Here is a 24,386-nt window from a genome sequence, read left to right on the forward strand (position 1 = left end):
CCGGAGGCTGGCGTAAGGGCCTGGTGTGTGTCCGGCGCTACATCCAGGATGATCCCCACAAGTCCGGCTGGCAGCAGGAAGACGGGGGTTGGAGGTTCTACCTGGGCAATACCGGGGAATACGTCCGTAATTCCTGGTACCTGGATGAGGATGGCAAATGGTACTGGTTCCGCGGGGACGGCCTTATGGTTCATGATACCTGGTATCAGTACAAGGGCGCCTGGTACTACCTGGGCAGTGATGGAGCCATGGTGACAGGCCAGCTCACCGTGGATGGCAAGTGGTATGTTATGGACGCTGAGGGCCGGATAGTAACGGAGCCAGTGACACTCACGCCCGATCAGGATGGGGCGCTGCAGTGGCCGGGACTGGGAGAATAGAAAAATGTCCTGCCTTATTATTACTTGACAAGATAAATTATCTACTATATACTTAACATAGTCTCCTACGGTGGATGCTCCGCAGGACGGTCCCAACAGCAAACCCGTTGGGCGCGAATTGAAATATTTATCGTTTTGTTCCAGTGATAGCGGTCATGGTATTACTCCATGGCCGCTTTTCCGTCTCCATAGCATTCAAAAAATGCTTCCGCTAGCTTTGCCAGCTCATCGGGAGTCAGTTTGGACTTAAGCTCATCCGGAATCCTCTCATAATTGGCCTGGAAGGTTTCTGGATATCGACCAAGGCTGCATGCCTTCTTAACGAGCTCCAGCTTGTACATGCTGGCCAGCTCTTCTGCGGTAATTTCCCCGTTCTTCACCGCCGCTTTTCCGGCAGCGGTCAGAATGGACATAACCTCTTTTTTGCTAACAATTCCTACTCCATTGATTTTCATGTTGTTTACCTCCCGATATACTCTTTTTTGAGTGCGTCTACATCATCATATCTACCACATACATACTGGTTTGTGGCCATATCAACATAGCCGCATTTGTACTGGCCTTTGTATCTTCCTGCCATGGTATAGCACCGAATGGACAGGTATGTGCGGCCCTTGTCTTCTCTGGTATAAACCTCACGGTCAATACCGAGGTGGATGTACTTGCAGTTGTACATCATATCCTCAAGATTCTTTTTCAACTCTTCGATCATATTCTTTGCTTCCCTCCATGCTTCCTTGAGGCCAACTGAAATGGTCATTCCAAACTTTTTAACCAGTTCCCATGCCCTTTTCATGATCTTGCTAAGATTGTATTTCTTCATTTCACTGACCTCCATCTCTTTGTTATGTATATATAATAGCATAAATTAGGCACTAATGCAATATGTAATATTACACAAAATTAAGCACTAATAAGACAAAAGGATTGTGAATTTTTATTAAGCACAAATGTTATTGACAATTAAGCACAAATACAATATAATGTCATTAAAAAATGGAGGTGTTGCTATGTCTGGATTGACAGCAGAGGAAAAAGCGAGGAAGAATAGAGAAGCAGTAAAAAAATGTATGAAAAACAAGGATAGGATAAACGTTATTTTGCCAAAAGGAACGCTTGACAGAATAAACGCATACGGGTTAAAAACGAATGCTTTTGCAAAAGAGCTGATTCTTGCTGAGCTTGATCGCATGGATAGAATGAAAAAATCATAGAATTAAGCACAAAACTATTAAATGTTAAGCACTAATATACTATAATAAAGACTGGAACAGACAATAATGAAAATAGATTTCTTAAAATATAAGAATTTGGATAGGCCGTTAGAATAGCACAAGAAGGGCGGGGATTACTCCCCGCCCAATATTATTCCTCCAAACACTCAACCATAAAAGCGATCCCGGCTTTAAAGCCCATTATCCATCCATACTCCTGGCCGCAGCTGCTGACCTCCAGGCAGATCTCCTGCAGCTAAATGTATATCGTGTATCTTGCAATTATTTTACTGATATCCAAAAAGTATTTATGACTTAAAGCAGAAGGAAGTCATCAATGTGAAGGACTGTAAACGGCTGGGGTTTGTGGGAGATGTGGATTTTGATATAAAGACGGGCTGCATGCTGGCCCTGATCGTCCCAGGACCTGGCTGTATATGCGGATTTCTGGGGCGGGAGAAGGAGTATGTGATCCCCTTCTGCGATATCTGCCAGGTGGGAAATGACATCATACTGGTGGACCTCAAGGAGAAGGAAAATACCGAAAAGGTGAAATGCTGAAGGGCAGCAGGCTGTACATAAAAAGGAGTACCGGACGCGGATGGGGGATGGACCGGTACTCCATGAGGAAGATAATGGTATAATATCGATAGATATTATACCGCGCCGGTTCGGTTCCGACCAAAGGGAGGAAACACACCGCCCGAACCGTGTGCATCCCCCGGAAGGGTATCATGACCGAAGGACATGGTACAATATCGGCAGATATTATACTGTGCCGGTTCGGTTCCAACCAACGGGAGGAAGAATACTGACCGAACCGCGTGCATCCCCCGGAAGGATAGCAGGTCCAGAGGACATGTTGATATTATACCACAGGCAGGGTGGGGGGAAAAGGTGGTTTACTGAAACAGGAATATATTTACAAACTTTTATGTATGATCTCCAAAACCGTCTTTAGCTCCCCTGCATCGATCTGGCCGGGAGCAGATGCAGCCCCGGCAGTGCCAAAAGTGCCGCAGGAGCCGAATACCTCGCCGCAGAGCCTGCTGATAAGGCCTGAGCCCTTCATGGACATGGTGATGATGGGACAGGACAGGCTCTTTTTGGCCTCCAGGGTGGTCTCCAAAAGGGCCAGCACGTCCTCCGGGCAGCCGGGCATCACGGCGATCTTTGCGATATCAGTGCCCAGCTCCTCCATACGGCGGAGGCGTCCGATCATCTCCTCCTTGGAGGGAGTTGCATAGAAATCGTGATTTGACATGATGACCTTTACGTCTCGCTCCTTTGCCAGGGAGATGAGCTCCTTTACTGTCTCCTCTCCGGCAGACAGTTCGATATCGACCATATCCACCAAGCCGGAGGTGATGGCTGTGGCTGTCAGGGATTTATACTGTTCCCCTGTGGCTTCCATATTCCCGCCCTCCGGAAAGGTGCGGAAGGTGAAAAGGAGGGGCATTTCTCCCAGCTGCTCTCGCAGGCTCCGGAGGATGTTAAGAACACGGCCTTCCTCGAAAATAGACTCCTGCCAGTCAGCTCTCCACTCCACAATGTCGGCTGCTGTCCGGGCGATAGCGGCCGCATCAGCAAAAAGCTCCTCTGGTGTTTTCGATACCAGGGGAACAAATATTTTGGGTATGCCCACTCCGAGGGTGGTCTTTCTGATCGTTACATGATTCATAGGGATCCTGCCTTTCCGTTGCTTGTTTGTAACTGTTCCGTACCCTTACAGTTACGAGCAAAAATCCATTTAAAATCGGCTTCAACCATGGGATTTTTGCCTTCTGGCCCAGGTTATCGTACGGTCAGCGCAGCAAGTGCGCAGACCTACTGAACAGTTAGCTTGTTTTTACTATTATAAGCAAAAAAACATGGTTCGTCTATAGGATTATGGAAGAAATCCAATGGACAGGCCATAAAGTTCTTGCACTGAAATAGGGATTAAGTTAAAATAAATGCAGCATAAACTCGTGAAAAGAAAGGAAGTACAGCCATATGAAATGCCCATACTGCAATGAAGTGGACACAAAGGTGATCGATTCCCGGCCGGCAGACGACAACAGCTCCATCCGCAGAAGGCGCCAGTGCGAGCGCTGCGGCAAGCGTTTCACCACGTACGAAAAGTTGGAGACCATGCCCCTTATGGTCATCAAAAAGGACAACTCCAGGGAGGCCTATGACCGCTCTAAGATCGAGTCAGGCATTATCCATTCCTGCCATAAACGCCCTGTGTCCCCCCAGCAGATCAGCGCTATGATCGATGAGATCGAAAACCAGATCTTCAACAAGGAGGAGAAGGAAATTCCCACCTCTGCCATCGGTGAGCTGGTGATGGAGAAGATCAAGGACATGGACGAGGTGGCTTATGTGCGTTTTGCTTCCGTTTACAGGGAGTTTAAGGATGTAAACACCTTTATGGAGGAGCTTGGAAAGCTGCTGAAAAAGTAGGAAGGACGAGTAAGAAATATGCTGGAAGCATTTTATCCGAGCTGCAGGTCGGAGTCCATATACAAGATCCCTTTTGCAGCCTATTACTCCAAAGGGATCAGGGGAGTCATTTTTGACATTGATAATACCCTGGTTCCCCATGATTTCCCGGCGGATGAGAGGATCATTGGATTTTTTAAGGAACTCCACAGCCTGGGGCTTAAGACCTGCCTGCTCTCCAATAACAAGGAGCCCAGGGTCAGATCCTTTGCCGGGAAGGTGGAAAGCAGCTACATCTATAAGGCAGGAAAGCCGGGGAAAAAGGGATATGAGAAGGCCATGGAGCGCATGGGTACGGGCAGGGAGGAGACCATTTTTGTGGGGGACCAGCTGTTTACCGATGTGTACGGCGCCAACAGGGCGGGCATTTTCAGTATTCTCGTAAATCCCATCAATCCCAAGGAGGAGATCCAGATCGTGCTGAAACGCTACCTGGAGCGCCCGGTGCTGTACGCCTATAAGCGAAAATGCGACAAAAAGAAATGACAGATTAGGAAAAGAGGAAAAGACAATGGAAATTAGCGGACATACAAGGATGCTTTGCCTGATCGGAAGCCCGGTGGGACATTCCGGTTCCCCGGCAATGTACAACTACAGCTTCCGGAAATTGGGGATCGATTATGCCTACCTGGCATACGACATCAAGGAGGAGGAGACGGCGGAGGCCGTGAAGGCCTTAAGGCTTCTTAATGTCAGAGGCTTTAACATCACAATGCCCTGCAAGACAGCTGCTCTTGCCTGCTGTGACGAGCTCTCAAAGGCAGCTGAGCTGATCGGTGCCGTGAATACAGTGGTCAATGAAAATGGAAGGCTCATCGGACACAATACGGACGGACTGGGCTGGGTGCGCAACTGCCGGGAAAATGGCTTTGAGATCAAGGGAAAGAAGATGACCATCGCAGGCTCCGGCGGAGCGGCTACTGCCATTGAGATCACCTGCGCCTTAGAGGGGATCAGAGAGATGTCCATCTTTGCCTTGAAGGATTCCTTTTTTGCAAATGCAGAGGCAACTGTGGAGAAGATACGGGCCCACGTGCCTGGCTGCAGAGTGAACCTGTATGATCTGGCAGATAAAGAGACATTCTATAAAGAGATTGGAAGCAGCGACATTTTCACAAATGCCACAAGAGTGGGCATGAAACCGATGGATGACCAGAGCTTGGTAGAGGACACCGGCATGTTCCGCAAGGATCTCGTGGTATCGGATGTGGTGTATAACCCCAGGACAACAAAGCTTCTGGCAGATGCAAAGGCTGCAGGCTGCAGGACGATCCCCGGCATCGGAATGCTGCTCTGGCAGGGCGCAGAGGCTTTTAAGCTCTACACAGGCCAGGAGATGCCGGCAAAAGAAGTGATGGAGAAGTATTTTTCGGAATAAGGGAAAAGACGCTCCGCAGAGATGCACACGCCGCGCGAAGAAAAATGTGCTCTAAAAAGCAGAGCACGCGCGGCGGCGTGCAAAGCGGTGGGATCCCTCATGAGTGAGGAGGGTGGGGTGCTGAGGCGGGCTTGCCCGCTTTGTTCCTTTATTCTGCGTTGTCTAAGGCCAGGAGCTTGGAGATGATCTCCTCGCATATCTGGTCTGCGCTCTTGCCGTCTGTGGCAATGGAAATATCAGCGGCGGCTTCATAGAATGCCCTGCGCTTTTCAAGAAGGCCGCTTATGTATTCCACGTTCATATTGTTGTTTAAAATGGGCCTGGAATCGCTGTCCTTTACACGCTCATAGATGGTTTCCGGCTTGGCGGTGAGCAGCACCACATGTCCGCTTTTTTTCATGTGCTCCGTATTTTCACTGCGGATCACCACGCCGCCTCCGCAGGATACGATGGTCCTGCGCTGATTTTGAAGCTCGATGAGCGTATTGCTTTCCAGGTCACGGAAGTAAGCTTCCCCATATTTTGCAAAGATGTCCGTAATGGGCATCCCCTGCTTCTGGACGATCATGTCGTCCATCTCCATCCGCTCCATGCCCAGCTTCTTTTTTAATTCCCCTGCAATGGTACTCTTTCCCGTACCCATGAAGCCGATGAGGAAAATATTGTAATCAAAGAGTTTGTTTGATGAGTCCATACCTTTTCTCCTTTGGAGACCAGCCAGGCGTGTCTGCCATGGCCGGGTCATTTTCTACTTTGGCTATTATAGCAGGAAGAGGGGTATTTTGCAATTAAATTGTATCTTGAGCTTCCGCTGGCTGCCGGGGTGCAGCATGCGGAAGCCCAAAATTGTATCAGTACGTTAAAGCGCTGGAAGGGAAAAAGCGCGGATGATGGAGAAATGACAGAAGAAATTTTACAGAGGGACAAAAAAGAACTTGAAAATGGCGCTTACATAGTATAGAATATAGAAGATTAGAGACTTAGCGGGCGCGAATAGCATCTTGTCTCGCCAAGATGCTAAGTGTCCTGAACGAACTTAAGGAGGAATATCTTTATGATATCAGCAGGCGATTTTAGAAACGGTGTGACACTGGAGATTGACGGACAGGTTGTCCAGATCCTTGAATTCCAGCACGTTAAGCCAGGCAAGGGCGCTGCATTCGTACGTACCAAACTGAAAAATGTTATCAATGGAGGCGTAGTAGAGCGCACCTTCCGTCCAACTGAGAAGTTCCCACAGGCAAGGATCGACCGTGTGGACATGCAGTATCTGTATGCAGACGGCGACCTTTACAACTTCATGAATACAGAGAACTATGAGCAGTTAGCTCTGAATCAGGATATCATCGGCGATGCCCTGAAATTCGTTAAGGAGAATGAGATCTGTAAGGTATGTTCTTACAATGGCAACGTATTCTCCGTTGAGCCGCCTCTGTTCGTAGAGCTGGAGATCACAGACACAGAGCCAGGCTTCAAGGGTGATACCGCAACAGGCGCAAGCAAGCCTGCAACGGTTGAGACAGGTGCAACTGTGAGCGTGCCTTTATTCGTAGAGATTGGTGACAAGATCAAGATCGATACCAGAACCGGTGAGTATCTGTCCCGCGTATAATCATCAGACAGAGGAAATTGGAAGCTAAGGATGGAATTGCTCCGGCTATGTATGGCCGGGGCAGTTTTTCGATTACATGGAATGAAGGAGAATTAGGACTGTGAAGAAGATTCTGGAAATGATGGAGCAGGAGCTGAAAAGTGCCTTTGAGGCCTGCGGCTACGAGGGAAGGTTTGCAAAGGTCGTTCTGTCTAACCGCCCGGATTTGTGCGAGTACCAGTGCAATGGGGCCATGGCAGCGGCAAAGGCCTATAAAAAGAAACCGATCGACATTGCAACAGCAGTGGTGGAGAAGCTGGCAGGCGGGGAGGAGCACCCTGTATTCTCGGAGGCAGCAGCTGTGATGCCGGGCTTTATCAACCTAAAGCTTTCACCAGTATTTCTGGCTGATTACATGGCCGGCATGGCAGAGGCTGATAAGCTGGGGCTGGAGGCTCCTGAGAAGAAGGAAACGATCATTGTGGATTACGGCGGGGCTAATGTGGCAAAGCCTCTTCATGTGGGCCATCTGCGCGCTGCCATTATCGGCGAGAGCATTAAGCGCATGGGACGTTTCCTGGGCCATAACATGATCGGCGACGTGCATCTGGGAGACTGGGGCCTGCAGATGGGCCTGATCATCGAGGAGCTGCGGGATAGAAAGCCGGAGCTGGTGTATTTTGATGAGAGCTTTTCCGGGGAGTATCCAAAGGAGGCCCCCTTTACCATCAGTGAGCTGGAGGAAATCTATCCGGCTGCCAGCGCCAAGTCAAAGGTGGACGAGGCATTTAAAGAAAGAGCCCATGAGGCGACCCTGAGGCTTCAGAAGGGTTATGCTCCCTTCAGGGCGATCTGGAAGCATATCATGGAGGTCTCCGTAGCGGATTTAAAGAAGAATTATTCTAACTTAAATGTGGACTTTGACCTGTGGAAGGGCGAGAGTGATGCAGAGCCCTACATTGAGGACATGATACAGATGCTGATCGACAAAGGACTGGCCTATGAGAGCCAGGGAGCTCTTGTGGTGGATGTGGCAGAGGAGACAGACACAAAGGAGATCCCTCCCTGCCTGGTACGCAAATCAGACGGAGCTTCCCTCTATGCAACCTCTGACCTGGCGACCATTGTGGAGCGTGAGGAGGATTTTCAGCCTGACCGCTATATCTATGTGGTGGATAAGCGCCAGGGAATGCATTTTGAGCAGGTATTCCGCGTGGCAAAGAAGGCAGGGATCGTAAAGCAGGATACCCCCATGATCTTCCTCGGCTTTGGCACCATGAACGGAAAGGACGGAAAGCCCTTTAAGACGCGTGAGGGCGGCGTTATGCGCCTGGAAAAGCTGATCGCTGAGATCGACGAGGCGGTGTTCAACCGGATCATGGAAAACCGTACCGTGTCTGAGGAGGAAGCAAGGGAGACGGCAAAGAAGGTGGGCCTTGCGGCCTTAAAGTACGGCGACCTGTCTAATCAGGCCTCCAAGGATTATGTATTTGACGTTGACCGGTTTATTTCCTTTGAGGGAAATACCGGGCCCTATATCCTTTATACCATTGTCCGCATTAAATCCATTCTCGCAAAGTATAAGGAGAACGGCGGCCGGATAAGTGCGGAGGGCACGGAAAAGCACATCCTTCCTGCAAAGGGAGAGTCTGAGAAGGCCCTGATGCTCCTCCTGGCAAAATACAACGAGGTGCTGGAGAACAGCTTTGCGGAGACAGCTCCCCACAAGATCTGCCAGTATATCTACGAGCTTGCCAATGGCTTTAACAGCTTTTACCATGACACGAAGATCCTCTCTGAGGAAAATGAGGAGCAGAAGGACAGCTATATCGGCCTGATCACATTGACAAAGCGCGTTCTGGAGGCCTGCATTGACCTCTTAGGCATTGAGGCTCCGGAGCGTATGTAGTCTTCCTGGCGCGGAAATATGCGCAGTGCCTGAGGAGTCCCAGCCCTGCGGCTGCAGAAGCTTGACTGGGAGACACCGAAAGGATGGGGCAGGTAAATGAAGATCGCTAAGATGAATACGACCAGCTTCTGGAAGGGAGAGGTCAGAGTAAGGGGCCTGGTGGAGGACCAGGCCCAGAGCTATGAGGTAAGCCTTTATCTGAAGGAGCGTCAGGTAAGGGATTATTCCTGTACCTGTGAAAAAGGGAATTCTTATAAGGGCATGTGTGCCCATGAGGAGGCCCTTTTTGCGTATTATGAAGAATACCGGAGCCAGGCATCAAAGCCGCCCGTCCACACCTCCTCCCAGGTGCATACGATGATACGGGAGTATACCAACAGGGAAGTGGCAAAGATCCTGGCAGAGGAGGAGGCCGGGCAGGTGACGCTTGCGCCGGTGATCCTCCTTGAGGGCCATGCAGTGCGCCTGGAGCTTAAGGTGGGGAAGGTATCCGGCAGCCGCCTCTATGTAGTAAAGGACCTTCGGGCCTTTCGGGATGCCGTGGAGCAGGGAGCCTATGTGGAATATGGGCGGGAACTGGCATTTCACCACCAGAAGCAGGCCTTTGAGGAGGGAAGCAGGGAGCTTCTTTCCTTTGTGCTGGAGATGGCGGAGAGCCAGAATACGGCAAGAGAGCTGGAGATAAGCAGGATGAACAGGGACCGTCTGTTTGAACTGCTGGAGAGAATGCCGGACCTGGGGATTGAGGTGCAGCTCCCCACAGGGATACGCAGCCGGCTGGAGCTTGTGAAAGAGGATCCGAAGCCGGCCATTGAGATCAACAGCTTTGGCAGGGACGGGATCCAGGTGCAGCTTGCCGGGGTTTCCGGAGGAAGGCCTGTCCAGGCCAGTTTCCGGGGAGAGCGGAGACTGTACCTGGTATCAGGTTCTCTGCTGTACCGCTGCAGTGAGGAGTTCACGGCCGCTTTTTGTCCTTTTTTAGAGCAGATGACGAAGGAACGGGATCAGTGCGTCTATGTGGGTGAGAAGGATATCCCCCTGTTTTATGAGCGTGTGGTCAAAGCGCTGCAGCCCTATTGTAGCATAGCTGCAGGGGAGGTGGAGCTGGAGGCCTACAGGCCAATGCCCTTAAAGGCAGAATTCCGTTTCGATGCAGGGAATGAGGGGGAGCTTTACATGGAGCCTGTCCTCTCCTATGGGGATCACTCCTTTCATCCGGTGGAGGATGAGAACCTTCCCAGGACCATCTGCAGGGATGTGCCGGGAGAATTCCGCATCAGTCAGATCATTAACAAATATTTTAAGTATAAGACGGCAGATGGGAACCGCCTTGTCATAAAGGGGGATGAGGATGGGCTGTTTCGCCTGCTGGACTCCGGACTGGAGGCTTTCCGGGCAGTGGGAGAGGTGTATCTGTCGGAAGGAATGAAAAAATGGAAGGTGCTTCCGACGCCAAAGGTTTCGGTGGGCGTGGGACTTTCCGCAGGCTGGCTGGATCTGACGGTGGACACAGGCGATCTGGGAGGACAGGAGCTGCCCGCGATCCTTGCTGCCTACCGTGAGAAGAAGAAATATTACCGGCTGAAGGACGGGCAGTTTGTGATGCTGGGAGAGGGCGGCCTCTTTACGGTGATGGATCTGGCCCAGCAGCTGGGAGTTGGAAAAAAGGAGCTGCTTTCCGGCCATATACGCCTCCCTGCCTACAGGGCCCTCTATCTGGACTCCGCGCTGAAGGAGGGAACCGGAGTGGCCTACTACCGGGAACAGCTGTTTAAGGCAGTTGTCCGCGGTATGAAGTCGGTGGAGGACAGCAGCTATCCTGTGCCTGCTTCCATGAGTGAGGTGCTGCGGGAGTACCAGAAAACGGGCTTTCGCTGGCTTAAGACCCTGGAACAGTGCGGATTCGGAGGCATACTGGCAGATGACATGGGGCTGGGAAAGACCATACAGGTGATCGCCCTTTTGGAGGATGCCTATGAAAATGGGGAAATGCTTCCTTCCCTGATCGTATGTCCGGCATCCCTTGTGTTTAACTGGGAGCATGAGGTGAGAAGATTTGTGCCGGGGAGAAGGGTGCTTTCTCTGGTGGGAAATGGAAGCCAGAGGGAGGAACTTTTGCAGGCGTTAAAGGAGAAGCCTGGGGAGTTTGAGATCATCGTTACCTCTTATGATCTGCTGAAGCGGGATATTGCATTGTATGCGGGAATGGAGTTCCGGTTTCAGATAATCGATGAGGCACAGTATATTAAGAATGCGGCTACCCAGAGCGCAAAGGCTGTGAAGTCTGTGAGAGCGCGGGCCAGATTTGCGCTGACGGGGACTCCTGTGGAGAATCATCTGGGTGAGCTGTGGAGCATTTTTGATTTCCTCATGCCTGGTTTTTTGTTTGGAAGCCAGTTTTTTCGGAAGGAGTATGAGGCTCCGATCGTGAAGGATGGGGATAAGGAGCGGCTGGAGCGTTTGAGACGTCTGATCGCCCCCTTTGTGCTGCGCAGAGTGAAGCGGGATGTATTAAAGGAGCTGCCGGATAAGCTGGAGCAGGTAGTGTATTCCGGCTTTGGGGAGGAGCAGAGGGCGCTTTATGCGGCCAATGCCCTGGTGCTGAAGGAAAAGCTGGAAAATGGCAGTCTGGGGACAGCCGGAAGTGAGAAGCTCCAGATCTTGTCAGAGCTTATGAGACTGCGCCAGCTCTGCTGTGATCCGCGCCTTTGCTATGGGAATTATAAGGGGGAGTCAGCAAAGCTGGAGACCTGCATGGATCTGCTGAAGAGAGGCGTGGAGGGCGGACACAGGATTTTGCTGTTTTCCCAGTTTACATCTATGCTGGAGCTGATCGAGAAGCGGTTGAAAAAGGAGGGGATCGCCAGCATAAAGCTGACCGGGACTACGCCGAAGGAGCAGCGGATGGAGATGGTGTCCGAGTTCCATCAGGGCGGGATACCGGTGTTCCTCATCAGCCTGAAGGCCGGAGGGACAGGGCTTAACCTGACGGAGGCGGATATCGTGATCCATTATGATCCCTGGTGGAACGTGGCTGCCCAGAATCAGGCTACGGACAGGACACACCGGATCGGTCAGGAGAAGCAGGTTACGGTATATAAGCTGATCGCGAAGAATACGATTGAAGAGAATATCCTGCGGCTTCAGGATATGAAGCAGGAGCTGGCAGAGCAGGTGGTGACAGAGGGAAATGTATCGCTGGCTTCTCTGAGCAGGGAGGATATTTTGGAAATGCTGTCGTGATGAGGCGGCAGCAGAATGCAGCTGGGTGCGGCGGCAGGCTGTGCCCGAAAACGGTTTGAGAATGAAAGGAGAGAATAAGATGAAGGTTTTGATGCTGAATGGAAGTCCCCATGAGAAGGGATGTACGTATACGGCGCTGTGCGAGGTGGCTGGTGAGCTGAATAAGGCAGGGATCGAGACGGAGATCCTGCATGTGGGCGGAGGGGCTGTCCATGGGTGTATGGGATGCGGCGGCTGCGGAAAGCTGGGAAGGTGCGTGTATGGGGATGATCTGGTGAATGCGGCGGCAGAGAAAATGAAGGAGGCGGATGGGCTGATCGTTGGATCTCCGGTGCATTATGCGGCGGCCAGCGGGGCTATTACCTCTTTTCTTGACAGGCTGTTTTATTCCGCAGGGAAGTATATGGCTTATAAGCCGGGGGCTTGTGTGGTTTCGGCCAGGAGAGCGGGGACTACGGCAACGCTGGATCAGCTGAATAAGTATTTTATGATCTCTCAGATGCCGGTGGTGTCTTCCCAGTATTGGAATATGGTCCATGGGAGCTGTCCGGAGGATGTGAGGAAGGATGAGGAGGGGCTGCAGATCATGCGGACTCTTGGGAGGAATATGGCTTGGATGCTGAAATGCTTTGAGGCGGGGAGAAATGCGGGTGTCTGTCTGCCGGAGAGGGAGAGCGAGCGTAAGAGGACGAATTTTATTCCTGCGAAGCAATGAGCCAAGCAGACGTGCCTGCACGGATATTTGGTGGTGCTGTGTGACGGCGGCGCACGTTTAGCATTGAACGAAGTGAAACGTAGACCTGCCGCGAGGGTCGAATGCCCTGCAGCTTGATGCGGGGTATTTGACCGGTGATATTGGTCCGTAAGGTACGCGGGAGCCGGGCCAGGCCATGGGCTTCGGGGGCTGCATATCGCGGAAGGAAATTCTGCGCTTTTTCCAGCCAAGAATTTCTGCTTCCGCTCTATGATGCCCCCGAAGCCCATGGCCTGGCCCGGCTCCCGCTGGGATACTCCGGAATAATTGGCCTGATTCGTTTAATTTTATCGATTTTCTGCAAATGAGTTAGCCGGTTCCGGTGCACAGAGCACCACGGCGGCGCGCAAAGCCCTTGGGGATTGAAGGGTTGGGGAGCTGCGGCGGATAGGAATATGTCGCTTGCGCGATCCGCCGCAGGCGGAGAATCCTGCGGAGCAGGATTCTTTTTTATCAAAGCTCCTTATTATTGTCCTTATTCGGAGTGGTTACGATGATGCGCTCCGGGGTGATGATGAGTGCGCCTTTGGCGGTTAAAGCGCCTTTGAAGAGGTCGGCGGCCATTTTTTTGTATTTGTCCACAACTGGGCCTTCTGTGACGTACTGGGCAGAGCCTTTGATCTGGTAGCCCTCCATGGTCTTCATGTTGCAGGCAGAGACAGCCACCCGGCCGTTTGCCAGGACGTTGTTTAAGGTGGTCTTCAGGAACACATCGCCCACTGTCAGCTTTCCATCTTCTGTTACGTCTTTAAAGCCCACCGGCACAGCGTTGGGCTCATCAGAGCAGGTTGCCAGATACCACATGTTTTCCTTCAGTACCTTGATCACATTTTCGTTCATTGCATTTTCCTCCATTCTTTTTGGCTCTTGAGCTTATCCTTATTTTACCGCAGCAGGCTTTGAGAAGAAAGACAGCAGCGAATTAATAAGTTACTATGAAATTTCATAGCAGCTTGCGATAGAAAAGTATGTTGCGTATAATAACAGATAGGGAATAGCATAGAGGAGGAAACGGGATGTATCAGCATAAATTGGAAAAGGATATCCGCTGTCCGTTGGAATATGGACTGGCAGTTTTTGGGGGAAAATGGAAATCCAGGATCATATGTGTTCTGGCAAGGAAGAAAGTGCTCAGGTACAGCGGCCTGCGGGGGGAAATGGGAAATATCACGGATGCGGTATTGGCTTCCGCTTTAAAGGAGCTGATCGCGGACGGGATGGTAGAACGCCGCTCCTACGATGAAATACCGCCGCGGGTGGAATACCGCCTGACAGAAAGAGGAAGGACTGCGGTCCCTATCCTTTTAAGCGTCTGCAAATGGTCTGTGGAACTGTTAAAGGAAAATGGAGGAAAGGGGGCTGCCCCGTGCAGAAAATGCTACTATGATTTTTCAGACAGGGCCTAGTGTACTGACACATTTATATATTGGCGAATTATAGCACGACTATTACAAAACCGTCACATAAATATGTTTAAAAAACAAGAAAAAATAAGCTCTCAAGCTTATTCAGAGTGGCGGCTTTTCCGACACTCTGACGGTTCGGGGAATAGGGTTCCCTGAACCGTTTTTTTATAAAGAAGTTGACAGATCATAGGAACAACTGTATAATATAGACATTAAGATAATATCAAATTGATAATATCAAAATGATCTAAACAAAGAAACGGTTTTGACGCAGGTACAGGGAAGGAGGAACAGCCGTGAAGATTTATCATCTGGATGATCTGAAGAAAGCATATCATGCTGGTGAACAGGTAAAATTTCTGTTTTTCTGGGGACATACGCCCAGGCCGGACGGGCGTATCAGCGAGGCCTGCCTGAGCCAATGGTGGAGCTGCCGGTTTGAGGTGGAGGGGGTTTTCTACAGCTGCGCAGAGCAGTTTATGATGGCGGAGAAAGCCAGGATGTTTGGTGACAGGGAGATGCTCGGGAAAATTATGGAGGCGGTTCACCCCAAGGAGATGAAGGGATATGGACGGGCTGTGAGAGGGTTTGATAAGGAGAGGTGGGACAGCTCCTGCTTTGAGATCGTAAAGCGGGGGAATATGGCGAAGTTCTCCCAGAACCCAGAGCTTTGGGCCTTTTTGAAAGGGACGAAAAAGCGGATCCTGGTGGAGGCGAGTCCCAGGGACAGGATATGGGGGATCGGGATGGGAAAGGATCATCCAGATGCCCTTTGTCCTCTGAAATGGAGGGGAAGGAATTTGTTGGGCTTTGCGCTGACGGAGGTAAGAGATCGGCTGCTGGAAAAGGAGGAGGGCTGCTGTGAGTGATGAGATCAGGGATAAAAATGGTTTGACGGAAAGGGAATTTTTGGCGGCCTACAGGCCGGGAGATTATGCCAGGCCTTCGGTGGCGGCGGATCTTGTGATCTTTACGGTTACGGATGAGGATGAGGAGAATTACAGGAAGCTGCCTGAAAAGGAGCTTCGGGTGCTGCTGATCAGGAGAGGAGGCCATCCCTATCTGGGCTGCTGGGCCTTGCCGGGGGGCTTTGTGCGCCCTACGGAGACAACGGAGCAGGCGGCCAGAAGGGAGCTTTTGGAGGAGGCTGGAGTGGATCAGCCTTATCTGGAGCAGCTCTACACCTTCAGCCAGCCGGGGCGTGATCCCAGGATGTGGGTGATGAGCTGCTCCTATATGGCGCTGATCGACTCCAGCAAGGTGACACTTCAGGCAGGAGACGATGCGGATGAGGCAGCCTGGTTTCGCCTGACCTGCAAAAAAAGGCAGGTGGAAAAAGGCCGGGAGAGATGGGAGCTGGCGCTGTCCCACGGCGATATCCGCCTGACAGCTGCCCTTGAAAAAGAGGAGGGCATGACCCTTGCAGCATGCAGCATTTCCGAAAATGAGGGCCTCGCCTTTGACCATGCCAGGATCATTGCCTATGCGCTGGAGCGGCTGCGGGGAAAGCTAAAGTATACGGATCTGGCTCTTCACCTTATGCCGGAGTATTTTACATTAACGCAGCTTCAGCAGGTGTATGAGGTGGTGCTGGATGAGGAGCTTGCCACAGCGGCCTTCCGCCGCAGGGCCGCGTCCATGGTGAAGGAAACAGAGCGTTATACGCAGAATGAGGGACACCGTCCCTCCAGGCTCTATCAGAGGAATGGAAAGGGAAAGGAGGTTTAACATGGATCGCAAAGCAGTTGCAAGAGAGACCCTGGGTATTATGGAGCGGGGATATTATGAGTTTGAGGGGAAACGGGTGGACGTGAAGGTACAGATGGAGCAGTCCATAAGCGGCAGCCTTCTCTTTTCTCCGGAGCAGGGAAAGAAGATACTGGAAAAATATGGAAAGAGTACGGAGGATCCTGGCTTTTCCGGGAAGACGAGGGTAGAAAATATTTCTGCGGTAGATGCGGTCCGAAGACTGACGGAGGAAGGACGCCACAGGATAGGCGTGCTGAACTTTGCCAGCGCGAAGAATCCGGGAGGCGGCTTCCTGAACGGGGCAATGGCCCAGGAGGAAAGCTTGGCGGCTTCCAGCACGCTGTACCGGACGCTGACAGCCCATGAGGAATACTACCGCGCAAACAGAGGACAGAGTTCCATGATGTATACGGATCACGCGATCTACTCCCCGGATGTGGCATTTTTCCGGGACGGGGGCTTTCGGATGGTGGAGCGGCCGGTCACGGCCTCTGTGCTGACGCTGCCTGCGGTGAATATGGGGCAGGTGCTGCGAAAGGGAGAGGACGAGAGCCTGGCAGAGCAGGTGATGTACCGGAGAATGAAACTGGCACTGGCGATCTTTGCCCGTCAGGGGGCGAAAAATCTGATCCTGGGAGCCTATGGCTGCGGCGTATTCGGAAATGATCCGGTAAAGATCGCGGCCTGGTGGAAGGAGCTTCTTGAGGGAGGAATGGGACAGTATTTCGATTCTGTTTTCCATGCAGTGCTGGATAAGTCCCGGGATCAGCGCTGTCTGAAGGCATTTCTGAAATAGGCATATCAAAAAAGGCAGAAAAAACACAAATTATTCCTTGCATTTTCGCAATAAAGCCATTATACTCTCATATAGTTAATTAGCTAATTATAAACTGGCTAATTATTTTTTGGAAAGGAGGACAGAAAAATGGATGTTATAAGGTGTCACAAACGGCTGGATTCTCCCGAACACCAGCTGATACATAAATTCATCCATATCGGAAGGTATCACCGCGGCTTTATGGAGAATATGCTGAATAAGACCGGGGTTTACAGGAGCCAGCACCAGATCCTCATGTATGTGGCGGAGAATCCCAATGTGTCCCAGAAGGAGCTGGCCGGGATGTATGGGGTGTCCGGCGCTACCATTGCGGTTTCTCTGAAAAAACTGGAGAAGGGCGGTTATATCAGCCGTGCGGCCGACGAGAAGGACAGCAGGCTGAACCATATCACGGTCACAGAGAAGGGAAGACAGGTGGTGGAGGACAGCCTTCACCTGTTCCGCAGGATGGAGCAGTGCATGTTTGCAGGCTTTTCGGAGAATGATATGACCATTCTGGGGCAGTATTTTGACAGGATGTATGAAAATCTGAAACAGAGCCAGGAGCTTTTGGCAGGGAAGGAGGACCGCTAAGTGAAACGGTACGGAAAATACGTAAGGCCCTATCTCAGTGCGTTTATCATAGGGCCTATTTTAATGCTGACAGAGGTATTTGGCGAGATCATGCTGCCAAAGCTCATGTCGCTGATCATCAACAATGGTGTGGCAAGCAGAGATATCCGCTACATCATTTCCATGGGCATTGTCATGGTGCTCACCTCCTTCGTGATGGCGGCGGGAGGCATTGGCGGAGCCTATTTTTCTGCAAAGGCGTCCATCTGCTTTACCAGTGATCTGAGAGATGACATGTTCGCAAAGGTACAGGAATTTTCCTTCAAAAACATTGACTCCTACAGCACCGGCTCTTTGGTGACAAGGCTTACCAATGACATCCAGCAGATGCAGAATGTGCTCATGATGGGGCTGAGAATGCTCCTTCGGGCGCCGGGTATGCTCATAGGCGCCCTGATCATGGCATTTATGATGAATTCTTCCCTGGCGGTGATCATCCTGATCGTGATCCCTGTGCTGACGTTGTCCATCGTCCTCATTCTAAGGACCGCCTTTCCGCGTTTTACTGCCATGCAGGAAAAGCTTGACAGGCTGAATTCTGGTATCCAGGAGGCTCTCACCAATGTGCGTGTCATCAAGTCCTTTGTCCGTGAGGGGTATGAGGAGGAGAAGTTTAAGGGAATGAATCAGGATCTAAAAGACAGCAGCCTCCACGCCATGAAGGTAGTGATCGTCACCATGCCGGTGATGATGCTGGCGATGAACATCACAACCCTGGCGGTTGTGTGGTACGGAGGAAACCTGATCATAGGCGGTTCTATGCCGGTAGGAGACCTGACGGCATTTACCACCTACATTGTCCAGATACTGATGTCCCTTATGATGCTGTCCATGGTGCTCCTTATGACCTCCAGGGCCATTGCCTCAGTGAAGCGTGTGAACGAGGTGATGGATACGAAGATCGACCTGACAGACCATGAGGCGCAGAGAAAGGAGCTTCTTGTAAAGGAAGGACGGGTAGAGTTTGAAAATGTGAGCTTCAGCTACTCTGGAAGGGAGGATGAGCTGGAGCTTGCGGATATCAGCTTCCAGGTGGAGCCGGGCCGGACACTGGGCATCATAGGCAGCACAGGAAGCGGAAAGACCACCCTTGTCCAGCTGATCCCCCGGCTGTACGATGCCACAAAGGGCCGGATACTGGTGGACGGCGTGGATGTGAGGGATTATTCCCTTCTGCACCTTCGGGAGGGCGTCGGCATGGTACTTCAGAAAAATGTGCTCTTTTCAGGCACCATTGAGGAGAACCTTAAGTGGGGCAGGGAGGACGCCACAGAGGAGGAGCTGCGGCAGGCAGCAGAAAATGCCCAGGCAGACGGCTTTGTGACAGCATTTTCAGAGGGGTATCAGACAGAACTGGGCCAGGGAGGCTCCAATGTATCAGGAGGCCAGAAACAGAGGCTCTGTATTGCCCGCGCCCTGTTAAAAAAGCCGAAGATACTGATCCTGGATGACAGCGCCAGCGCAGTGGATACGGCCACAGAGGCCAGGATCCGGGAGACCTTTGGCACGGAGCTGAAAAGTACCACAAAGATCATCATTGCCCAGCGGATTGGTTCCGTGGAAGGGGCGGACAATATCCTGGTACTGGATGAGGGCCGCATCATTGGACAGGGAAGCCATGAGGAGCTTTTGAAGAGCTGCAGCGCCTACCAGGAGATCTATTATTCCCAGAGAGACAAGGAAGAGACCGTGCCGCCAGGCCAGGCGGTCTGTCCCGGGGAGGACGGCAGGCCAAGCCTCAGCAAAGAAGACAGAGAAAAAACAGCAGGAGAGGAGGCAGGAAAGGTATGACGGAGGAACAGAAGCTGATAAGCTTAAAACGCCGGTATGGCCGCAGAAAGGCCGCAGGAGGTCCGGGAGGCATAGGAGGGCCCGGAGGGCCCGGAGGTCCAGGGGGTCCGGGAGGTCCTGGCGGCCCCAGGCGGAAGATGGGAGCGGGCGGCAGGCCAAAGGACAGCAGAAAAACCGTAAAACGGCTGATGAGCTATGTAAATGAAGACAGGCCCAAGATGCTGCTGGCATTTTTCTGTGTGATCCTCAACACGGCAGCCACCCTGCTGGGCTCCTATATGCTGCGGCCGATCATCAACCGCTACATTGCGCCTACAGATGGAAGCCGGGGCGATGCCGCAGGACTTTTACGGGCCTTGCTGCTTTTAGCCTGTGTGTATATCATCGGAGTGATTGCCAATTATGCCCAGGCAAAGGTAATGCTGACCGTTGCGCAGAATGCACTGCAGAAGATGAGAAACGAGCTGTTCTGTAAGCTTCAGGAACTGCCTGTGCGTTTTTATGATACAAACCCCAACGGTGACCTGATGAGCCGTTTTACAAATGATGTGGATACCATCGGGCAGATGCTGAGCAATACGCTGGTCCAGCTGTTCTCCGGGGCCTTGAGCATTGTGGGAACCCTGGCCCTCATGCTTTATACCAATATCATCCTGACCCTTGTGACGGTCATCCTGATCCCTCTTATGATGAAAGCGGGAGGGGCAGTGGCAGGCCGGAGCCAGAAATATTTTACTGCCCAGCAGGCTGCCCTGGGAGCGCTCAACGGCTATATTGAGGAGACTGTCACAGGACAGAAGGTGGTAAAGGTCTTCTGCCACGAGGAGACGGCAAAGGAGGAATTTAAGCTCCTCAATAAGGAGCTTCGCAACAACCAGATCAAGGCCCAGTTCTTCGGAGGCATCATGGGGCCTGTGATGGGCAATTTAAGCCAGGTGAACTATTCCCTGACAGCCTGTATCGGCGGCCTCCTGTGTGTGCTGCGGGGCTTTGACGTAGGTGGCCTTACCGTATTCCTCAATTTTTCCCGGCAGTTTTCCCGTCCTATCAACGAGATATCCATGCAGGTGAGCAATGTCTTTTCTGCCCTGGCAGGTGCGGAGCGCGTGTTTGCCGTGATGGACGAGGAGCCGGAGGCTGCGGATGAGAAGGATGCCGCAGCTCCTGAGCACATTGAGGGCCATGTGGTGCTGGATCACGTAACCTTTGGCTACGACCCGGATAAGGTGATCTTAAAGGATATCAGCCTATATGCAAAGCCGGGCCAGAAGATCGCCTTTGTGGGTTCCACAGGAGCAGGAAAGACCACCATTACCAACCTGATCAACCGCTTTTACGATATCCAGTCAGGTTCTATCACCATGGACGGGACCGACATCCGTTCCATGAAGCGTGATGTGCTGCGGGAGAACATTGCCATGGTGCTCCAGGACACCCATCTGTTCACAGGCACGATCATGGAAAATATCCGCTACGGCAGGCTGGATGCCACAGATGAGGAGGTCATCCAGGCAGCAAAGACAGCCTCGGCCCACTCCTTTATCATGAGGCTTCCCCACGGCTATGATACAGTGCTGGAGGGAGATGGAGCGAACTTAAGCCAGGGGCAGAGACAGCTCTTAAACATTGCCCGCGCCGCTATTTCCAAGGCTCCGGTGCTCATCCTTGACGAAGCTACCAGCTCCGTGGATACCAGGACAGAAAAGCACATTGAGCACGGCATGGACCGGCTCATGGCGGACAGAACGACGTTTGTTATTGCCCACCGGCTTTCTACTGTGCGCCGGGCCAATGCGATCATGGTTTTAGAGCACGGAAGGATCATTGAGCGGGGCGATCATGAGGAGCTTTTGGCACTGAAGGGCCGTTACTATGAATTGTATACAGGAATGAAAGAACTGGATTGATTGGCAGGAAATTAACAATCAAATTAAAAAAATAACGATAGAATTCTGTATTGTATACAAGGTTGTTTTATGTTATACTGAAAAAGTTGTAAGAGGGAACTAGGCAGATCCGTACGACAAAAGCTGACAAAATGCAGCAGGCCGTTCCGAGGCATTGGTCCGCCCGGAGCGCCCTTTGACTGTACAAAGCAGCGCAACGCAATATTTAAAGAAAGAGGGGAAGAATCCATGGGTTTGGCGACTTTTAAAGGCGGCATCCATCCATATGAGGGGAAAGAGCTGTCAGAGAACAAACCGGTAGAGGTTCTGCTGCCGAAGGGCGATTTGGTTTATCCAATGTCACAGCACATTGGTGCTCCGGCAAAACCGCTTGTAGCAGTAGGCGACCACGTACTGGCAGGCCAGAAGATTGGAGAAGCAGGCGGCTTCATTTCCGCCAATGTCATTGCTTCCGTGTCAGGAACAGTGAAGGCGATCGAGCCGAGACGCGTGGCAAACGGCGCAATGGTAAACTCCATCATCGTACAGAATGACGGGGAATACAAGACCGTAGAAGGATTAGGCGAGGACCGCGATCCATCAACGCTGTCAAAGGAAGAGATCAGAAACATCGTGAAAGAGGCTGGTATTGTAGGTCTCGGCGGTGCCGGCTTCCCGACCCACGTAAAGCTGACACCAAAGGATGAGAATGCCATCGAGTATATCCTTGTAAACGGCGCAGAGTGCGAGCCGTATCTGACAAGTGACTACCGTCTCATGATCGATGAGCCGGAGAAGTTAGTAGGAGGACTTAAAGTTATCCTGCAGCTCTTTGACAACGCAAAGGGCGTGATCGGAATTGAAAATAATAAGCCGGAAGCGATCAAAAAGCTTACCGAGCTTACAAAGGACGAGCCGAGGATCAGTGTATGTCCGCTTCTCACAAAGTATCCTCAGGGCGGTGAGCGTTCTCTGATCTATGCGATCACAGGCCGCAAGGTCAATTCCTCCATGCTTCCTGCTGATGCAGGCTGCATCGTTGACAACGTTGACACGGTTATTTCTATTTATATGGCAGTCTGCAAGTCCACTCCGCTTATGCGCAGGGTTGTGACGATCACAGGCGATGCCGTTACAGATCCAAAGAACTTCAATGTAAAGATCGGTACGGATTTTTCAGAGCTGGTAGAAGCAGCAGGCGGCTTTAAGACACAGCCGGAGAAGATCATCGCCGGAGGCCCTATGATGGGTATGGCTGTCTTTAGCCTGAACATACCAGTGACAAAGACCAATTCCGCTCTGTTATGCATGACAAAGGATGAGGTTGCGGCCAATGAGCCCACTCCCTGTATCCGCTGCGGACGCTGCGTAAGCGTATGTCCCAGCCATATCATCCCTGTGATGATGATGGATGCAGCGCTTCGCAATGACTGTGAGCAGTTTGAGAAGATCAATGGCATGGAATGTATGGAGTGCGGAAGCTGTACCTTCATCTGCCCGGCCAAACGTCCGCTGACACAGGCATTTAAGGAAATGCGTAAGACAGTTGCGGCTAACCGCAGGAAGAAAGGGTAGGAGGGGACAAACGCTATGGAGAAATTATTAAATGTATCATCATCCCCGCATGTGAGAAGCAAAGATACCACCCACAGCATCATGCTTGACGTGGCAATTGCAATGCTGCCTGCCAGCGCCTTCGGCGTGTATCATTTTGGCTTACATGCATTATTGGTAATTATCGTAACAGTAGCGGCCTGTGTGCTCAGTGAGTATGTTTATGAAAAGCTGATGCACAAGCCATGCACCATCAGCGACTGCAGTGCCCTGGTAACAGGTATGATCCTGGCGCTGAACATGCCTCCGGAAATCCCTGTATGGATCCCGGCTCTGGGCGGCATATTTGCCATCATCGTTGTAAAGCAGGTCTACGGCGGTCTGGGCCAGAACTTCATGAACCCGGCTCTGGCAGCAAGATGCTTCCTGCTGATCTCCTTTGCAGGCAAGATGACAAACTTCAGCTACAGCGGCTTTGACGGTGTATCCGGTGCAACTCCTATGGCAGTGTTAAAGAGCGGCGGCGCAGTGGATGTGCCTGCGATGTTCATCGGCCTGATTCCAGGAACCATCGGTGAGGTTTCCGTGATCGCCCTTCTTATCGGAGCAGCATACCTGCTGGCGAAGAAGGTCATTTCCATCCGCATTCCCGGTACATATATCCTGACAGTGGCAGTATTCGCCATCCTGTTCGGCGGACATGGCTTTGACATGAACTATGTACTGGCTCACCTGTGCGGCGGCGGCCTGATCTTCGGCGCCTTCTTTATGGCAACCGACTATGTTACCAGCCCTATCACTCCCAATGGCCAGATCGTATTCGGTATCCTGTTGGGCGTTCTGACCGGACTGTTCCGTATCTTCGGCGGTTCCGCAGAGGGCGTTTCCTATGCGATCATTATCAGCAACATCTTAGTTCCGCTGATCGAGAAGGCAACCCTTCCAAAGGCATTTGGAAAGGAGGGCAAGAAAGCATGAATACAAAGGCATTTATGAAGGATGCAGTCATCCTGTTCATCATTACACTGGTTTCCGGCTGCCTCTTAGGAGCAGTTTACCAGATCACAAAGGAACCCATTGCCCAGGCAACGATCGCTGCCAACAATGCGGCATACAAGTCCGTATTTGCAGAGGCTGAGACCTTTGAGGCAGACGAGGCCATGACAGCTGCCATTGAGGGCTGCAACGCAGATCTGGCAGGCATGAGCTTCGGCGGCGTTTCCGTGGAAGGCGCATTAAAGGCAGTGGATGCTTCCGGCAATCAGCTGGGATATGTTATCACCTCTGTGTCCAACGACAGCTACGGCGGTGCAGTAAGGATCTCCGTAGGCCTGAAGGAGGATGGCACGATCACAGGCATTGAGTTCCTGGAGATCAGCGATACCCCAGGTCTTGGCTTAAAGGCAAAGGAGCCTGATTTCAAGGATCAGTACGTTGGTAAGACAGCTGCAGAGCTGACAGTCACAAAGTCAGGCAATGCCGGCGATACTGAGATCAACGCCATCAGCGGCGCTACCATTACATCCAATGCAACAACCAATGCAGTGAATGCAGCTCTTTACTATATGCACAACTGCATTAACCAGTAGGAGGT

Annotated in this window: 24 protein-coding genes and 1 pseudogene; 20 read left to right on the forward strand and 5 right to left on the reverse strand. The window is 51.7% G+C overall.

Translation table 11 applies throughout. The annotated features are described in order from the left end of the window. A pseudogene (locus LIZ87_RS12060) lies at window positions 1–380 on the forward strand (cell wall-binding protein); the annotation flags it as partial. A 161-nt stretch (window positions 381–541) separates the two neighbouring features. Here the strand turns inward: LIZ87_RS12060 and LIZ87_RS12065 are convergent. Both LIZ87_RS12065 and LIZ87_RS12070 read right to left on the reverse strand, forming a co-directional pair. Then, window positions 542–835: a hypothetical protein gene (locus LIZ87_RS12065; RefSeq protein ID WP_227147284.1), complete on the reverse strand. Its 294-nt coding sequence runs from the start codon at window positions 833–835 to the stop codon at window positions 542–544. A 5-nt stretch (window positions 836–840) separates the two neighbouring features. After that, a complete protein-coding gene (locus LIZ87_RS12070; protein ID WP_227147287.1) occupies window positions 841–1,203 on the reverse strand; it encodes a hypothetical protein in 363 nt (120 codons plus the stop codon). A gap of 187 nt (window positions 1,204–1,390) precedes the next feature. Between LIZ87_RS12070 and LIZ87_RS12075 the strand changes: the two genes are divergently transcribed. After that, the gene (locus tag LIZ87_RS12075) at window positions 1,391–1,594 is read left to right on the forward strand and encodes a hypothetical protein (protein ID WP_227147290.1); all 204 of its coding nucleotides are present in this window, start codon (window positions 1,391–1,393) and stop codon (window positions 1,592–1,594) included. 306 nt (window positions 1,595–1,900) lie between these two features. Then, window positions 1,901–2,155 (forward strand): YlmC/YmxH family sporulation protein, encoded by a 255-nt coding sequence (locus LIZ87_RS12080; RefSeq protein WP_227147461.1) that lies wholly within the window; start codon window positions 1,901–1,903, stop codon window positions 2,153–2,155. 361 nt (window positions 2,156–2,516) lie between these two features. Here the strand turns inward: LIZ87_RS12080 and aroD are convergent, their stop codons facing one another. Next, window positions 2,517–3,275, reverse strand: coding sequence for a type I 3-dehydroquinate dehydratase (aroD, locus tag LIZ87_RS12085; protein WP_227147293.1), 759 nt, complete (start codon window positions 3,273–3,275; stop codon window positions 2,517–2,519). A gap of 314 nt (window positions 3,276–3,589) precedes the next feature. Between aroD and nrdR the strand changes: the two genes are divergently transcribed. Genes nrdR through LIZ87_RS12100 form a run of 3 tightly spaced genes read left to right on the forward strand, consistent with a single transcriptional unit; the run spans window position 3,590 to window position 5,459 of the window. After that, a complete protein-coding gene (gene nrdR / locus LIZ87_RS12090; RefSeq protein ID WP_227147296.1) occupies window positions 3,590–4,042 on the forward strand; it encodes a transcriptional regulator NrdR in 453 nt (150 codons plus the stop codon). Window positions 4,043–4,060: 18 nt separating this feature from the next. Then, window positions 4,061–4,567: a YqeG family HAD IIIA-type phosphatase gene (locus LIZ87_RS12095; protein WP_178316749.1), complete on the forward strand. Its 507-nt coding sequence runs from the start codon at window positions 4,061–4,063 to the stop codon at window positions 4,565–4,567. A 25-nt stretch (window positions 4,568–4,592) separates the two neighbouring features. Continuing rightward, window positions 4,593–5,459 carry a shikimate dehydrogenase gene (locus LIZ87_RS12100; RefSeq protein ID WP_227147299.1) on the forward strand — a complete coding sequence of 289 codons (867 nt, stop codon included), beginning with the start codon at window positions 4,593–4,595 and terminating at the stop codon, window positions 5,457–5,459. A gap of 148 nt (window positions 5,460–5,607) precedes the next feature. Here LIZ87_RS12100 and LIZ87_RS12105 read toward each other — a convergent pair whose 3' ends face one another. Continuing rightward, complete coding sequence (locus LIZ87_RS12105; protein ID WP_227147303.1) at window positions 5,608–6,153, reverse strand: shikimate kinase; 546 nt, start codon at window positions 6,151–6,153, stop codon at window positions 5,608–5,610. 360 nt (window positions 6,154–6,513) lie between these two features. Between LIZ87_RS12105 and efp the strand changes: the two genes are divergently transcribed. The 4 genes from efp (at window position 6,514) to LIZ87_RS12125 (ending at window position 12,917) form a co-directional block, all read left to right on the forward strand. Then, entirely contained in the window at window positions 6,514–7,071 is a 558-nt protein-coding gene (gene efp, locus LIZ87_RS12110; RefSeq protein WP_178317322.1) for an elongation factor P, read from the forward strand. Window positions 7,072–7,171: 100 nt separating this feature from the next. Then, window positions 7,172–8,959, forward strand: a complete 1,788-nt coding sequence (argS, locus tag LIZ87_RS12115; RefSeq protein ID WP_178317321.1) for an arginine--tRNA ligase — start codon at window positions 7,172–7,174, stop codon at window positions 8,957–8,959. A 96-nt stretch (window positions 8,960–9,055) separates the two neighbouring features. Further along, window positions 9,056–12,202: a DEAD/DEAH box helicase gene (locus LIZ87_RS12120; protein ID WP_227147305.1), complete on the forward strand. Its 3,147-nt coding sequence runs from the start codon at window positions 9,056–9,058 to the stop codon at window positions 12,200–12,202. 79 nt (window positions 12,203–12,281) lie between these two features. Continuing rightward, window positions 12,282–12,917, forward strand: coding sequence for a flavodoxin family protein (locus LIZ87_RS12125; protein WP_178316068.1), 636 nt, complete (start codon window positions 12,282–12,284; stop codon window positions 12,915–12,917). A 492-nt stretch (window positions 12,918–13,409) separates the two neighbouring features. Here the strand turns inward: LIZ87_RS12125 and LIZ87_RS12130 are convergent, their stop codons facing one another. Continuing rightward, window positions 13,410–13,796 carry a pyridoxamine 5'-phosphate oxidase family protein gene (locus LIZ87_RS12130; protein WP_227147308.1) on the reverse strand — a complete coding sequence of 129 codons (387 nt, stop codon included), beginning with the start codon at window positions 13,794–13,796 and terminating at the stop codon, window positions 13,410–13,412. Window positions 13,797–13,972: 176 nt separating this feature from the next. On the opposite strand from LIZ87_RS12130, the gene LIZ87_RS12135 reads away from it, so the two are divergent. The 10 genes from LIZ87_RS12135 to LIZ87_RS12180 all read left to right on the forward strand — a co-directional run bounded on the left by LIZ87_RS12135 (window position 13,973) and on the right by LIZ87_RS12180 (window position 24,381). After that, window positions 13,973–14,362 (forward strand): winged helix-turn-helix transcriptional regulator, encoded by a 390-nt coding sequence (locus LIZ87_RS12135; protein WP_227147311.1) that lies wholly within the window; start codon window positions 13,973–13,975, stop codon window positions 14,360–14,362. Between the two features lie 296 nt (window positions 14,363–14,658). Further along, window positions 14,659–15,231, forward strand: coding sequence for an NADAR family protein (locus LIZ87_RS12140; RefSeq protein ID WP_227147314.1), 573 nt, complete (start codon window positions 14,659–14,661; stop codon window positions 15,229–15,231). Beyond that, window positions 15,224–16,090, forward strand: coding sequence for an NUDIX hydrolase (locus tag LIZ87_RS12145; RefSeq protein ID WP_178314512.1), 867 nt, complete (start codon window positions 15,224–15,226; stop codon window positions 16,088–16,090). The genes LIZ87_RS12140 and LIZ87_RS12145 overlap by 8 nt, the downstream gene beginning before the upstream one ends. 1 nt (window position 16,091) lies before the next feature. Then, on the forward strand, window positions 16,092–16,907 hold the full coding sequence (locus tag LIZ87_RS12150; protein WP_227147317.1) for a TIGR02452 family protein: 816 nt from the start codon (window positions 16,092–16,094) through the stop codon (window positions 16,905–16,907). Between the two features lie 129 nt (window positions 16,908–17,036). Continuing rightward, complete coding sequence (locus LIZ87_RS12155) at window positions 17,037–17,522, forward strand: MarR family winged helix-turn-helix transcriptional regulator (RefSeq protein ID WP_178314516.1); 486 nt, start codon at window positions 17,037–17,039, stop codon at window positions 17,520–17,522. Next, window positions 17,523–19,352 (forward strand): ABC transporter ATP-binding protein, encoded by a 1,830-nt coding sequence (locus tag LIZ87_RS12160; RefSeq protein WP_227147320.1) that lies wholly within the window; start codon window positions 17,523–17,525, stop codon window positions 19,350–19,352. Further along, complete coding sequence (locus LIZ87_RS12165; protein ID WP_227147322.1) at window positions 19,349–21,259, forward strand: ABC transporter ATP-binding protein; 1,911 nt, start codon at window positions 19,349–19,351, stop codon at window positions 21,257–21,259. The genes LIZ87_RS12160 and LIZ87_RS12165 overlap by 4 nt, the downstream gene beginning before the upstream one ends. 228 nt (window positions 21,260–21,487) lie before the next feature. Further along, window positions 21,488–22,813, forward strand: coding sequence for an electron transport complex subunit RsxC (gene rsxC / locus LIZ87_RS12170; RefSeq protein WP_178314751.1), 1,326 nt, complete (start codon window positions 21,488–21,490; stop codon window positions 22,811–22,813). A gap of 15 nt (window positions 22,814–22,828) precedes the next feature. Beyond that, window positions 22,829–23,770, forward strand: coding sequence for an RnfABCDGE type electron transport complex subunit D (locus tag LIZ87_RS12175; RefSeq protein WP_227147325.1), 942 nt, complete (start codon window positions 22,829–22,831; stop codon window positions 23,768–23,770). Beyond that, window positions 23,767–24,381 carry an RnfABCDGE type electron transport complex subunit G gene (locus tag LIZ87_RS12180; protein WP_178314747.1) on the forward strand — a complete coding sequence of 205 codons (615 nt, stop codon included), beginning with the start codon at window positions 23,767–23,769 and terminating at the stop codon, window positions 24,379–24,381. The genes LIZ87_RS12175 and LIZ87_RS12180 overlap by 4 nt, the downstream gene beginning before the upstream one ends. Window positions 24,382–24,386: the final 5 nt, after the last annotated feature.

This window comes from Lacrimispora sp. 210928-DFI.3.58, assembly GCF_020554865.1.
GTDB lineage: Bacteria > Bacillota > Clostridia > Lachnospirales > Lachnospiraceae > Enterocloster.